We start from the raw sequence: 13,810 nt of genomic DNA, 5'->3' as shown, positions 1-13,810 counted from the left end.
AATAGGCAGACTTCCAAACCAAAGTAGGGTATAAGATAGACCCAGTTTGTACCGCAGGAGTGCGATCGCCTGCCGCCTTTTTCCTGATAAGAAAAACCAATCTAACCTATTTTCAAAACTTTTTAATAAAAACAAGGAATCAAAAATCATGTTAGGAAATAACTTTGGAGATGACCCGGTTTTCCCACCCGAACAGGTCTTAGAAAACCGAGGGCGAGTTGCTATCTTTATTGATGGCTCAAACTTGTTCTATGCCGCCCTACAACTGGGTTTAGAAATCGACTATACCAAGCTGCTGTACCGTTTAACCGCCGGATCTCGTCTGTTACGGGCATTCTTTTATACTGGGGTAGATCGCACCAACGAGAAGCAACAAGGCTTTTTACTCTGGATGCGACGCAATGGCTACCGCGTGATTGCCAAGGACTTAGTACAATTACCCGACGGCTCGAAAAAAGCTAACTTAGACGTGGAAATTGCCGTTGATATGATGGCACTGGTTCACTCCTACGATACGGCGGTATTAGTCAGTGGGGATGGAGATTTAGCCTATGCCGTCGATGCCGTGAGTTATCGGGGAGCGCGGGTGGAAGTGGTGAGCTTGCGTTCCATGACCAGTGATAGCCTAATCAATGTAGCAGACCGCTATATTGATTTAGACCAAATCAAAGAGGACATTCAAAAAAACCCAAAACATGAGAGCAACTACCGAGGTTTTTCTGGAATTCGCATTTTAAACGATGAATAGACATCCTTCTTGGTGGACTCGTCAGGCGGTATTGTGGGGACTACTCCTGCTCACTGCTTGTCAACCTTCCTCAAACTCAACCGACGCCCCCCCCACGGACTCCCCACCCCCGACTGCGGTGGAGGAGCGCCTTATATTGCGTAACGTCACCTTGGAAAATTCGAGCGATGAGGGGGAGGCCATTTGGAAAATTAACGCTCAAGAGGCGATTTATACCCAAGACCAGAAGAACGCTCAACTCAAGGAGATTACCGGGAATTTCTTCCAAGATGGGGAAGTTATTATTAAAATGAGTGCGGAACAGGGAGAAATTCGCCTAGAGGAAGATGGGGAAAAAATCTTTTTACGGGGCAAAATTGTAGCGACAGATCCCCGGAATGGCTTGATTATGCGGGCAAAAGAACTCGATTGGTTTCCTCAAGAGGATCGCTTGTTCGTTCGGGAGGAGTTAACGGGCAGTCATCCTGAACTGGAGATGTCGGGCAAGGAAGGGGTGTATTTTACCCGAGAACAGCGCATTGAGGTGACGGGGGGGGTGATTGCTACGGGAACGAATAATCCGTTTCAATTACGCACCGAGAAGGTGAAGTGGGACGTTGAAAAGCAATTAGTCACTAGCGAGACTCCTTTAGAGGTGGATCGTTACGACGAGAGCAAGAAAAATGTGACCGATCGGGTGGTGGCAGAACGGGGTAAATTTGACCTGAATCAGCAACTGGTGACACTGGAGCAGAATATTGAGTTAAATTCTGTGGATCCTCCGGTGCAAATTGCCAGTAATTCGGCGGTGTGGAATTTGATTTTACGGACGGTGCTGAGTGATCAACCTTTGCGTTTAATTCACCATGCTGAACAGGTGACAGTGACGGCAAATCAAGGTTTTGTCAATTTAGAGGAAAATTATTCTCGTTTGGAAGGGGGGGTGAGAGCGAGAAGTGAGAAACAAAAATCTGATCTCTTTGCCGATCGGGTGCGTTGGGATGTGGTGACGCAGGAGGTGCAGGGACAGGGGAATGTTACTTATAAGCAGGAGTCTGATCCTCCCTTACATTTGACCGGATCTAGTGCTTTGGGGAAACTTAATGAGCAGAATGTGGTAATTAATAGCGATCGCCAGCAGCGCGTTGTCACCACGATTATTCCGCCCAATTGATTCATCTTAGAGGTCTGGGGCCACTTTGAGCAGTTAAATTAATCAATAAGTATTGAATTTTCAACGAATGACGAGAGGTTGTGGAATGGTGATCTCAATTAGGCGATCGCTCCTACTCATGAGCTTAATCCTACTCAGTCCCCTAGGCAGCCTTCCCAGCCTTGCCCAATCTGTACCCATACGCCCCCTTCTCCGTATGGGAAGCCAAGGGGAAACCGTGCGGGAACTGCAAGCCGCCCTGAGACTCTTAGGGTATTACAGTGGCGACGTAACCGGGATCTACGATGAACAAACCGTGATTGCCGTCTCCCTCTTCCAACGGGCTAGGAATCTGCCCGTTAATGGCATTATGGGCGAGGAAAGTTGGGTGCGTCTCTTTCCCCCTCCAGAAGCCTCTAATGTAGTCCCTAGCGCCCCCAATAACCCCTTAACGGCATTTCCCCCGGCTCGTCCCACTCTTCCCCAGCAAACTTTTCCCCAGCAAACTTTCCCCCAGACCATTTTCCCTCAGACCTTTTCCCCCTCTCCCACCTTGCCCCCCGTTGTCCGTTTCGGCAGTCGAGGGGAAACGGTGCGACAGTTACAACTGCAACTGAGGAGTTTAGGGCTGTTCAATGGTGCCGTTGATGGGATTTTTGGCAATCAAACCCTAGAAGCTGTGCGGGCCGCGCAACGGCGGTTCAATTTGCCTGTTGATGGCATTGTGGGGGAGGAAACTTGGCGAAGGTTGTTACAGTGAACAGTAATCCGTAAGATGTGGGAATTAATTAGGGTCTGCTGAAAAAGCCCAACGCTAGACTCAACAAGGGAATAGGGAATAGGTGATAGGGAATTTCTCCCCTGCTCCCCTGCTCCCCTGCTCCCCTGCTCCCCCGCTCCCCTGCTCCCCCGCTCCCCTGCTCCCCTGCTCCCCTGCTCCCCCGCTCCCCTGCTCCCCCGCTCCCCAAGTTATTCAGTAAGCCCTAATTATTATTGTTATTGCTCCGCACATAAAGGAAACCAATCCCAAAAGCCGTTAATACAGTCAGAGCAATCACAATACAAACTAACCAGATACTCACATCCATTGATTTCTCAGAGGATTGAGGTCTTAAATCCGGTTCTTCGGCAATTTCCATAATCAAATCATCAGGATTATCCGGGTCATACAGGGGAAAGCCGCCCCCTCCGGTAGCATGATCCCGCCTTGCTTCTGCAACAGCCTCAGACCCCGAATTTTGCGCCGTAATCGGTCGCCCATAAGCATCTTGGGTGGTAGTCCACTTTTCTAGGTTTTTCATCCCTTCCAGCACCTTTTCCACTTCCCGACGCAGTAGCTGATTTTGTGTTAATAACTGCTGATTTTCGCTTTTCAGGGTGGCTAACTGAGTTTGAGCCGCTTGTAACTCACTGGCCAATTCCCGATAAATGCTAATCGGTACCGATGGACGGTAATGATTAGCCTCTGGAGTGAAAGAACCGTTTTGGGGATTAGGTTGGGAAGGACGGGGTTTAAACATTATCGGTTAACCACAAAAGTGAGCAAAAGTCAAGATAAACGACTCAACGATTAGGGGGCAAGGTCAGGTAAGAGGGGGAAAAAATGCCCCACGGGTCCTGTTCCTTGACCGAGGGGAATGGCATAGTGTAAGGCTTGGGTGACATAGTTTTTCCCTTGTTCCACGGCATCGGAGGGGGAAGCGCCGAGGGCTAATTGAGCGGCGATCGCGGCCGACAACGTGCAACCAGTGCCATGGGTGTGGGGAGTTGCCACCGTTTCGGTTTTAAACACCGTGAGGGTATCCCCATCAAACCACACATCAACACCCTTTAACGCGCCCGTCATGCCTCCTCCTTTGACCAAAACGGCCTTAGACCCCAATTGATGAATTTTCTGGGCGGCTTGCTTCATATCGGCCAAATTATTCAACTCCAAACCGCTTAAAATTTGGGCTTCATAACGGTTCGGAGTCAGGATAGTGGCTTGGGGTAACAAACAAGAGGTCAAGGTTGCGATCGCCCGATCATCAATCAACTGGGCCCCCGTGCGAGACACCATCACCGGATCCACCACCAAAGGATAGATCCCCAACTCCTGCACCACCTCAGCCACCGCCTCAATAATGCCCTCGTTGAGCAACATCCCCGTTTTAGTCCCATCCACCCCAATATCCGTCACCACAGCCCGCACCTGAGCCGTAACCGCCTCGGGCGATAAAGCATCCACCCGACTCACCCCTTGAGTATTTTGAGCCGTCACACAAGTGACCGCACTCATCCCGTGAACACAGTGGAACGAGAAGGTGCGTAGATCCGCTTGAATCCCCGCACCACCGCCACTATCCGAACCTGCAATGGTTAGTGCTTTCTTCGTCATGCTCCCCTAATCCTCAACGTCGGGGGAAACGACGGCGTTGTAAGAACTCGGGAATATCTAATCCCGTCCCCTTGAGGGGAGAACTGACATCCTGAGAAGGTGTAGGATTAGCAGCAGGTTTGGGGGGAGTCGTAGGTTGATTCACCGCCCGATTAGGCTTTGGGGCGCTCGGCACCGTCCGACTGCTAGTGGTACTTTTCGCGGGTGCTTCCCCAGAAAAACCCGTCGCAATCACCGTAATGGTCAATTCCCCCTGACTTTGGTCATCAATCACCGCACCAAAAATAATATTGGCGTTAGGGTCTACCACCTCATAAATCGTCTCCGCCGCCGTATTCACCTCATGGAGGGTCAAATCAGAGCCGCCTGTAATATTAAAGACCACCCCTTTCGCCCCTTCAATGGAAGACTCCAACAAAGGCGAAGAAATAGCCATACTGGCCGCCTCTCTAGCCCGAGACTTCCCGGAACCAGTACCAATGCCCATCAAAGCCGACCCCGCATCAGCCATCACAGCGCGCACGTCCGCAAAGTCCACATTGACTAAACCGGGGATGATAATAATATCGGAAATCCCTTGAACCCCTTGGCGCAGGATATCATCCGCCACCATAAAGGCTTGTTGTACCGGAGTTTCCGGGGAAATCACCGACAGTAACTTGTTGTTGGGAATCACAATCAACGTATCCACCCGACCTTGTAGGGCGGCAATGCCTTCATTGGCTTGGGTCGTGCGGCGATGGCCTTCAAAGGTAAAAGGACGAGTGACAATCCCCACCGTCAAGCAGCCAATTTCCTTGGCCACTTCTGCGACAATTGCCGACGCACCGGTTCCCGTACCGCCGCCCATACCCGAGGTAATAAAGACTAAATCCGTGCCTTCTAAAGCGTTGGCAATTTCATCCCGGGATTCTTCTGCCGCTTTTTGACCAATGGCCGGATTTCCCCCGGCACCCAATCCTCTGGTCAATTTTTGACCAATTTGTAAACGATGGGGCGCGGCCGTTAATTCTAGGGCTTGGGAGTCGGTGTTAATGGCCCAGAATTCCACCCCAGTAATACCACTGGCAATCATGCGATTCACCGCATTACAACCGCCACCACCCACACCAATCACCTTAATCTGGGCGGCGTTGCTGGGTACAATTTTGTCAAATGTCATAGTTTCTTGGGCAGGAGTACCATAGTCAGTGCTTTGAGGAAGAGAGAGTCCGGGGTTATGAAAGGGTGAGTTACTTGCCACAGTTCCAGGAATGTTAGGGTAGTTTGGATAGTTATTGTTATAGGTCAGCCCTAGTTTACTATCAAGTGCCATAGTCTGAGGGAAAACCCCTTTCAGAATAAATGATAGAATGGCGGGTTTGGGTGGTTTTTTCTATAAGCACTCTAGGCAGTTGACCCTGATGAGGATTTTAGAACAGTTTATCAAAACATGGCGCGGGAAAACCTCAAACCCTAGGTTACGCGAACTTCTCTAACCAAGGCAATAACACCTGATGAAATTGGGCGGGAACTTCATCATGGGGGCAATGTCCCACCTTTTCCAAAGGGACAAAGGTTAGATGGGGATTTTTCCCGAGAAAGCGCTGAGAGAGGGTAAAGGGAACCATGCAATCTTGCCTTCCCCAAATGAGTAAAATGGGCCGGGATATCTGGGGAAATAATTCGAGCAGACGGGGGGAAAATTCGGGTTGACGGATGGACTGAAACAGGGCGCAAAAGGTAGCAGCCGCTCCTTGATCGTAGGCGGGGGCGGCTAAAATTTCTACTAATTCATCGGTGATGGCTTCTGGGTGAGGATAGGCTAAACTGGCCCAGCGGCGAATGGTGAAGCGACGACGTAGGAGTTGAAAGACAGGGACTAAAAGGGGGGGAGAACCAAATAACCCCTCAAGGCGATTGACAACAGGACGCACAAAAGGGGGTAACATTTCCTGACGGACGGACACATCAGGGATATTTAAAAGCACAACACCCTTGACCATTTCTGGATGGTGGGCGGCTGCCACTAGGCAAACTAAGGAACCTAAAGAGTTGCCCACTAATACGATGGGTGCGCCAATAAAGGTTTGCCAAAACTCATAGATTTGTTCTACCCACAGTTCAACTGTGTAGTTGGGGGCGGCTTTGCGAGAGGCTCCAAAACCGAGTAGGTCGAGGGCGTAAACGGTGCGCTTTTGGGAGAGGATGGGGATATTGTGCCGCCAGTGTTCTAGGGCTGCTCCAAAGCCGTGAATGAGTAGGAGAGGGGTTTCTGGGGAGGTTGGGGGGAGAGAGTGCGATCGCCTAAAACTATAACGCACTTGCCAACCCCGCCAAATCCAATCCCGTTGAAACCCAATCCGTTCATGCCAAGGTTTTAAGGGTTCTGCCTTCACTTAGGACACCTCGGCCGTGAGCTTTTCAGGAGAATTGGTCGAGACAGGGGCAGATTCACCCGAGAGATGGGCTAAAGCATTGGGGTCATCATGGGTAAGGGCGGCCTGTACAAAGCCCTGAAAGAGGGGATGGGGGCGACTGGGGCGGGAACTAAATTCTGGGTGGAATTGGGTAGCGATAAAGAAAGGGTGGGGGGAATACTCAATCATCTCGACTAAACGACCATCGGGAGAAGAGCCACTAATCACATAACCACTTTCGAGGAATAGATTGCGATAGGTGTTATTAAATTCATAGCGGTGGCGGTGACGTTCATAAACCACTTCTTTGGCATAGAGGGAGGCGGCGCGGGTGTCGGGGGTGAGGCGACAGGGATAAAGACCTAAGCGCATGGTTCCGCCCCGGTCTACTACATCTTGTTGTTCGGGGAGGAGGTTAATCACAGGATAGGCGGTTTCGGGGTCAAATTCGGCGCTGTTGGCCTTTTCGAGGGCGGCGACGTTGCGCGCCCAGTCGATGATACTACACTGCATTCCTAAACACAGACCCAAGAAGGGGAGTTGATGTTCTCGGGCGTATTGAATGGCGTTGACTTTGCCATCTACGCCACGAATGCCAAAGCCACCGGGGACGACTACGCCGCTCACGTTTTTGAGGTAGGATTCCGCACCGTTAGCTTCGATGTCTTCGGCGCTGACCCAGCGAATATTAACATCACTGCCAAAGGCAATGGCTGCGTGACGCAGGGCTTCGACGACGGAGAGGTAGGCATCGCTGAGTTTAACGTATTTCCCCACTAGGGCAATTTCTAGGTGACGGGTGGGGGCTTTCATGCGTTCTACAAGGGTTTGCCACTGTTGGAGGTCGGGAGTGCGGGCTTCAAGTTTGAGGAGGTCAATAACTTGTATGGCGAGGCGTTCTTGTTCCAGAATCAGGGGGACTTCGTAGATACTGCTAGCATCGGGGGAGGTGATGACGTTTTCCACGGGAACATCACAAAATTCTGAGAGTTTTTCTTTGATGCCTTGTTCGAGGGGATGTTCACAGCGACAAATGAGAATGTCGGGTTGAATGCCGATGGAACGGAGTTCTTTAACGGAATGTTGGGTGGGTTTGGTTTTCAGTTCTCCGGCGGCGGAAATCCAAGGGATGAGGGTGACGTGCATATAAATCACGTTATGACGGCCGACATCTTTCCGAAACTGGCGAATGGCTTCTAGGAAGGGTTGGGATTCAATATCCCCGACGGTGCCGCCAATTTCGCTAATTACCACATCGGGATGGGTGTTTTTAGCGACGCGGTGAATCCGTTCTTTAATTTCGTTGGTGATGTGGGGAATGACTTGCACGGTGCCGCCGTGATAGTCGCCGCGCCGTTCTTTGTTGATCACGGCTTGGTAAATGCTGCCTTGGGTGACGCTGTTGAGACGGGACATTGAGGTATCTGTGAAGCGCTCATAATGTCCTAAATCGAGGTCGGTTTCTGCTCCGTCTTCGGTGACGAAGACTTCCCCATGTTGGAAAGGACTCATGGTGCCAGGATCGACGTTGATGTAGGGATCGAGTTTGAGGATGGAGACGGAATAATCGCGAGATTTGAGGAGTCGTCCTAAGCTGGCGGCCACGATGCCTTTCCCAATACTGGATACAACACCACCGGTTACAAATACAAATTTAGTCATGATCAAAAAGACCTGGTTTCCTCGGAGTGGCGGGTACACTGGATGCTCTCCGGTGTTCTATTCTATCATAGGGCTTGTTGAGAAGGTCTGGCGAGGCAATAGGGAGCAGGGGAGCAGGGGAGCAGGGGAGAGGGGGAGTTAAAAGACGCGATCGCCGATGAACTGAACAAGGGGTAAAAACTGCTCTACTAAGGCTTGACGGCTGACCACTAAACTGGGAAAGGAGCGTTTTCCGTAGTCTTCTCCCACTTGCAGGGGAAAGACGGGCTGGGGTTCTAGGGGGATAAATGCCCCCCCAGCGCCTTGGACAATGACCCAAACGGCGGCTATATCCCAAATTTTCGGGGTGGCTTCAACTCCCCCTAGACTGGCTCCACAGGCGACTAGGGCGCTGCTGTAACTGGAGACTCCAATCATGCGCACTTTGCAGGGGAAGGGGTTTTGGAAAACATCGGTACTGCGGGCGCAGAGGTTGAAGATATGGTTTAAGCTGGGTTCGTCGGGACTGGTTTGGATGGGTTTTCCATTGAGATAAGCTCCACTGGGACCCGTGAGGCCCGAATCGGCGAACCAATAGCCGTGATAGGTTTGTTGGATGGGGGGGAAGTGGACAAAACCAAAGACGGGGATGCCACGATAGAGGAGGCCGAGGGAGATTCCCCAAATGGGGAGGCCGCGAGTAAAGTTGGTGGTGCCGTCGATGGGATCGACGACCCAACAAAACTCTTGGGGGGGGAGGATGTGTTCTGTTTCTTCGGTCAGGATGCCGTGATCGGGAAATTGTTGGGCGATCGCCTGCTGAATTTCTTGATCGGCCCAACGGTCGGCTTGGGTCACGAGGGACCCGTCTGATTTGCGACTGGCTTCAATCTGTCCAAAATCTTTCATTAACTGCTGACCAATGGTATTAGTCAGGGTTTGACAGAAGACTAAGACCTCCTCCCAAAAGCTATTCATGATTTAATCTAAGTCTCCTTCCATTACAGTGGCGATCGCTTCTTTGGTGTTGTTCCGAAACTCGGTGACATCCACTTGAGCCAGCAGAAACATTGCCCCAATCATCACAATCGCTTGTAACAAGAATACACTGCCATAGGCCCAGAGCGGTTCACTAAACACCTGTTTCCCTATATCTAGAATAATCCCCCCGGACCAAGTGGCAATCCCTCGCGCTAGGGCTTGGGAAAGGCCCCAGGTGCCGATAAAGGTTCCGGCTGTGGAGGCGACGGTGAGATCCAACATTAAACTAATGGCCCCCAAGGTTGTCACCCCGGCCGCCAAGCCAAAGAGTAACATCGCCCCTTTTAAGATCAGGGGATTTTGGGTGAAACCGGCCAGAATAATCAACAGGAAACAGCCTGCGACTACCCCACAACCTACTTTGGTAACGGGGGTTTTGCCGAAGCGGGGAATTAAAGCAAATCCGGTGATGCTATAGCCGACTAAAATCCCAATACCCCAATAAGAATTGAGCATGGTTGTATCTCCAATGGACATCTTGAATATTTCCCCACCATAGGGTTCAAGGACGGCTTCTTGCAGGAATAAGCTAATAGTAACTAGGAGCAAAAAGGAGAAAAATATTCCTGTTTGCCGACTGACTGTTAAGACTTTTAACGCTTTTAAAAGGGTGACACTATCTTCTCGATCTGAAGCAGAAGAACGGCGAGCATAGAGGGAATATTTGCGCTCAATTTTCCAGGTGCTGAACCAGGATAACCCTACAACAATTAAGGGAATGACGAGAAATAAGCTATTAATTGGGCCGGGTAAAATATCGAGGGGACGGCCTTCTAATCCTTCTACTTGGGTTAGGAAAATTTTGCCTGTGATGCCCCCTAAAATAATCCCCACCATTAACATTGACCAAACCACGGCCACAATGCGCGATCGCTCTTGTTCGCTGGAAATATCGACTAATAAGGCCGTAAAGGGGGTTGAACTGGCACTAATGGCTAACCCATAAAGCAGAAAAATTAGGATTAAAACTCCTGTCCAAAATAGGGTTAAACCATTCCATTCCCAGACTCCCGTTTCTGCAACAATGCCCCCCAATTGCCAGACAACTTGGACGGATAAAAAGATCGCAATGCCGAAAATGACGGTTCCGATGCGAACATAACCTGTCCGGTGGAGGCCAAAGAGGGGGCGAGAGTCGGACATTTGACCAAACCAGACCCGGGTCGGTGAGATAAAATACTGCACGGCTACCACTCCGGCCGTAATAGTCCCCGGAATCGCTAATTCACTGATCATCACCCGGTTAATGACGGCTACGGTTAACACCGACATTAGACCTAATCCAAGGTTAAACAATCCAATCCGAAACATGGTGGGGAGGTTAATCGATCTAGAGGATTCCTCCCTTAAGCTTGATTCTTCTTGCGTAGCCATTGGTTTTCTTGAATGTTGTCGCCTTTGACGAAAATAGCACGGGATGCCCGCAAGCCCTCCGTTTTCAAGGGAGAGTTGGGGCGACTCGCTGGTTTTAACCGATTTCCCGACTTGATGGTGATGAGCAAAGCTTATCACTTTGAGGGAACGGGGAACAGTCCGAGGGATGGGGTATTCTGCTCACATTTCTGATAAAAGGTAGGGAGATTAACTCATGCGGTCAATCGTTCTATACTGAATGGCTTCGGCAACGTGGGGGGCTTGAATGGTTTCGGACTGGGCGAGGTCGGCAATGGTGCGGGACACTTTGAGGATGCGATCCATGGCGCGGGCGGAGAGGCCTAAGCGTCGGATGGCACTTTCAAGCAAGTTTTGTCCGGCTGGGTCAAGGGTGCAGAATTGCCGTAAATCCCGGCTGGTCATCTCGGCGTTACTTTTGACTTTGGGGCGGTCTTGGAAGCGGTTTGAGGCGAGTTGACGGGCGTTTTGGACGCGCTGACGAATGGGGGCGGAGGCTTCGCCGGAGGTCTGTTGGGTCATTTCTTCGGGTTTTAAACGGTTGACGGCGACTTGTAAATCAATGCGATCCATCAGGGGGCCGGAGAGTTTGGCCCAGTATTGTTCCCGTTGTCGGGGGGAACAGGTACAGGGTTGAATGCGATCGCCATAGTAACCACAAGGACAGGGATTAGTGCTGGCAACTAGGGTAAATTGGGCGGGGAATAGTACGGATTGGCGGGTGCGGGAAATGGTGACAAAGCCATCTTCTAGGGGTTGACGCAGGAATTCTAAAACATTGCGCTTAAATTCCGTTAATTCGTCTAAAAATAACACCCCCCGATGGGCGAGGGAAATTTCTCCCGGTCGAGGAATACTCCCGCCCCCGACTAAGGAGGGACCCGAGGCGGAATGGTGGGGACTGCGAAAGGGGCGTTGTTTGATTAGGGTGCCGCGATCGCGCAAAAAACCCGCGACGGAGTGAATTTGAGACACTTCTAGGGCTTCGTCAAAATTCAAAGGGGGGAGAATACTGGGTAAACGCCGCGCTAACATGGTTTTCCCACTCCCCGGCGGTCCGACAAAGATTAAGTTATGCCCCCCGGCCGCTGCAATTTCCAGGGCGCGACGGGCATGATTTTGACCTTTCACGTCCTGTAAATCGGCTAGGCGAAAGTCTGGGGGAGTAAATTCTCTCTGGCTATCAAATTGGACGGGGGGGTAATCTTCGGGATTGTCGAGAAAATCCGCCACTTCGCTTAAATGTTTGAACCCATAGACGGCTAAACCCTCGACAACGGCGGCTTCTTGGGCATTGTCGAAGGGAACGACTAACCCGGTAATGCCGAGTTTTTTGGCGGTGGCGGCAATGGGTAAGACTCCACTGACGGGGCGCAATCCCCCATCTAAGGACACTTCCCCTAAAAAGAGGAAATCCCCCAAGAGTTGGGGGTTCACTTGTTCTGAAGCGGCGAGAATGCCCACACTCATGGGGAGATCAAAAATGGGGCCTTCTTTGCGTAAATCGGCGGGGGTGAGGTTAATGAGAATTTGCTGACGGGGAAAGGCAAATCCGGCATTTTTTAAGGCGGCCTTGACTCGTTCTCTGGATTCTTGTACGGCGGTGTCGGGCAGTCCGACTAAAATCATTTTGGGTAGACCGCCGGATACGTCTATTTCTACCCCAACTTTGATCGCATCAATTCCGACGATGGATGCACTCCAAACTCTGGCTAACATGGTTTCTGGTTAACGGGACAGGGACAAAATCCTACCAGAGACGGGTTTAAGCGGTTCCGGTAGGGAGGTTGAGCAACATTAATCCGGGACGACGGATATTTTGCTCTGTGGCTGGGTCGAAAAAGTGAATTTTGTCGGGGTTGAGGGCAAACCAGAGAATCTCCCCGACTTTCACCGTTTCCTCGGAGGAGAGGCGAATTTGTAAGGGGATGCTGGGATCACTGACTAAGTGAGCAGCAATGTAGGTGTCATTGCCGAGGGCTTCCACGAGATCCACCTGCACCTCTAGGTTTTTGGTGGCGGGAGGACTCAGCATCAGGTGTTCTGGACGAATGCCTAATAAGAGGGAGCGTCCATCATAGGGGTTTAAGACATTTTCCCATGCTTCGGGGAGGGTGTAGCGGAATTCTTGGTGAACTAAGGTGGAGAATCCGGCGATTTCTACGGGGAGGAAGTTCATGGGGGGAGAGCCGATGAATTCGGCGACAAAGCGGTTGGCGGGGTGGTTGTAGAGTTCGAGGGGTTTGGCGATTTGTTGGATTTCGCCCTGATTCATCACGGCAATGCGATCGCCCATGGTCATGGCTTCGGTTTGATCATGGGTGACGTAGATTGTGGTAATCCCTAACTGCCGTTGCAGTTTGACAATTTGGGCGCGAGTTTCGGCCCGTAATTTCGCGTCTAAGTTGGATAGGGGTTCATCCATCAGGAAGACTTGGGGATTGCGTGCGATCGCCCTTCCCAAAGCTACCCGTTGTTTTTGCCCCCCAGATAACTGTTTCGGCAGTCGGTCGAGTAGGGGTTCAATTTGCAACAACTGCGCCACTTTCCGGACTTGTTTAGCGATTTCCTTCTCCCGAGGGGAATAATAACGAAATTTTCGCGGCAGAGGTCTTGTCACGCCTTCTAGCAGCCTCTGAATTAACCTTTCCCCTAGGGGTGCATCCTCCTGTCCCATCCGTCGTAAGCCAAAGGCGATATTGTCATAAACCGAGAGATGGGGATACAAAGCGTAATTCTGGAAAACCATGGCAATGTCGCGGTCTTTGGGGGGTAAATCGTTAACCATGCGATCGCCCACCGTCACCGTTCCCGCCGTCAAAGACTCCAAACCCGCTAAAATCCGTAACAGGGTACTCTTACCACAGCCCGACGGCCCCACCAACACCATAAACTCCCCATCCCGCACCTTCAAATCAATCCCCCGCAGGACATTCACCCCCGCCCCCGTGGAATCCTTCCCCTCCGGTGACTTCGCCCCTCCCTTCCCGGAAGGAAACTGCTTATAAACCTTCTCCAGTTGAACCTGTGCCACAATCTTTATTCACCCAATCTTTAAACTCAGAAAATCCTTTGCCCCG

13 protein-coding genes are annotated in these 13,810 nt (G+C 51.1%); 3 read left to right on the top strand and 10 right to left on the bottom strand.

All coding sequences use genetic code 11. The features are described from left to right. Positions 1-148: 148 nt before the first annotated feature. From K4A83_RS07105 to K4A83_RS07095, 3 genes are all read left to right on the top strand, one after another. Complete coding sequence (locus K4A83_RS07105; RefSeq protein ID WP_265263770.1) at positions 149-748, top strand: LabA-like NYN domain-containing protein; 600 nt, start codon at positions 149-151, stop codon at positions 746-748. Next, positions 741-1,901 (top strand): LPS export ABC transporter periplasmic protein LptC, encoded by a 1,161-nt coding sequence (gene lptC / locus K4A83_RS07100; RefSeq protein WP_265263769.1) that lies wholly within the window; start codon positions 741-743, stop codon positions 1,899-1,901. Before K4A83_RS07105 ends, lptC begins: the two co-directional genes overlap by 8 nt. 85 nt (positions 1,902-1,986) lie before the next feature. Further along, complete coding sequence (locus tag K4A83_RS07095) at positions 1,987-2,640, top strand: peptidoglycan-binding domain-containing protein (protein ID WP_265263768.1); 654 nt, start codon at positions 1,987-1,989, stop codon at positions 2,638-2,640. A gap of 223 nt (positions 2,641-2,863) precedes the next feature. On the opposite strand, the gene K4A83_RS07090 is transcribed toward K4A83_RS07095, so the two are convergent. The 10 genes from K4A83_RS07090 to K4A83_RS07045 form a co-directional block, all read right to left on the bottom strand. Next, on the bottom strand, positions 2,864-3,400 hold the full coding sequence (locus tag K4A83_RS07090) for a hypothetical protein (protein ID WP_265263767.1): 537 nt from the start codon (positions 3,398-3,400) through the stop codon (positions 2,864-2,866). 50 nt (positions 3,401-3,450) lie between these two features. Next, positions 3,451-4,257 (bottom strand): bifunctional hydroxymethylpyrimidine kinase/phosphomethylpyrimidine kinase, encoded by an 807-nt coding sequence (thiD, locus tag K4A83_RS07085; RefSeq protein WP_265263766.1) that lies wholly within the window; start codon positions 4,255-4,257, stop codon positions 3,451-3,453. A gap of 13 nt (positions 4,258-4,270) precedes the next feature. Next, a complete protein-coding gene (ftsZ, locus tag K4A83_RS07080; RefSeq protein ID WP_407809931.1) occupies positions 4,271-5,572 on the bottom strand; it encodes a cell division protein FtsZ in 1,302 nt (433 codons plus the stop codon). 145 nt (positions 5,573-5,717) lie between these two features. After that, positions 5,718-6,635: an alpha/beta fold hydrolase gene (locus K4A83_RS07075; protein WP_265263763.1), complete on the bottom strand. Its 918-nt coding sequence runs from the start codon at positions 6,633-6,635 to the stop codon at positions 5,718-5,720. Then, positions 6,636-8,318 carry a CTP synthase gene (locus K4A83_RS07070; protein WP_265263762.1) on the bottom strand — a complete coding sequence of 561 codons (1,683 nt, stop codon included), beginning with the start codon at positions 8,316-8,318 and terminating at the stop codon, positions 6,636-6,638. A 138-nt stretch (positions 8,319-8,456) separates the two neighbouring features. Continuing rightward, positions 8,457-9,275 (bottom strand): inositol monophosphatase family protein, encoded by an 819-nt coding sequence (locus tag K4A83_RS07065; RefSeq protein WP_265263761.1) that lies wholly within the window; start codon positions 9,273-9,275, stop codon positions 8,457-8,459. A gap of 3 nt (positions 9,276-9,278) precedes the next feature. Further along, positions 9,279-10,712 (bottom strand): BCD family MFS transporter, encoded by a 1,434-nt coding sequence (locus tag K4A83_RS07060; RefSeq protein WP_407809930.1) that lies wholly within the window; start codon positions 10,710-10,712, stop codon positions 9,279-9,281. After that, the gene (locus K4A83_RS07055; protein ID WP_265263759.1) at positions 10,685-10,840 is read right to left on the bottom strand and encodes a hypothetical protein; all 156 of its coding nucleotides are present in this window, start codon (positions 10,838-10,840) and stop codon (positions 10,685-10,687) included. Before K4A83_RS07055 ends, K4A83_RS07060 begins: the two co-directional genes overlap by 28 nt. 79 nt (positions 10,841-10,919) lie before the next feature. After that, entirely contained in the window at positions 10,920-12,449 is a 1,530-nt protein-coding gene (locus tag K4A83_RS07050; RefSeq protein WP_265263758.1) for a YifB family Mg chelatase-like AAA ATPase, read from the bottom strand. Between the two features lie 46 nt (positions 12,450-12,495). After that, the gene (locus tag K4A83_RS07045) at positions 12,496-13,764 is read right to left on the bottom strand and encodes an ABC transporter ATP-binding protein (RefSeq protein ID WP_321161003.1); all 1,269 of its coding nucleotides are present in this window, start codon (positions 13,762-13,764) and stop codon (positions 12,496-12,498) included. Positions 13,765-13,810 lie beyond the last annotated feature (46 nt).

The sequence above is a fragment of the Spirulina subsalsa FACHB-351 genome (assembly GCF_026130165.1).
Classification (GTDB): Bacteria; Cyanobacteriota; Cyanobacteriia; order Cyanobacteriales; family Spirulinaceae; genus Spirulina_A; species Spirulina_A subsalsa_A.
This window is presented reverse-complemented; position numbering and strand designations above follow the sequence as displayed.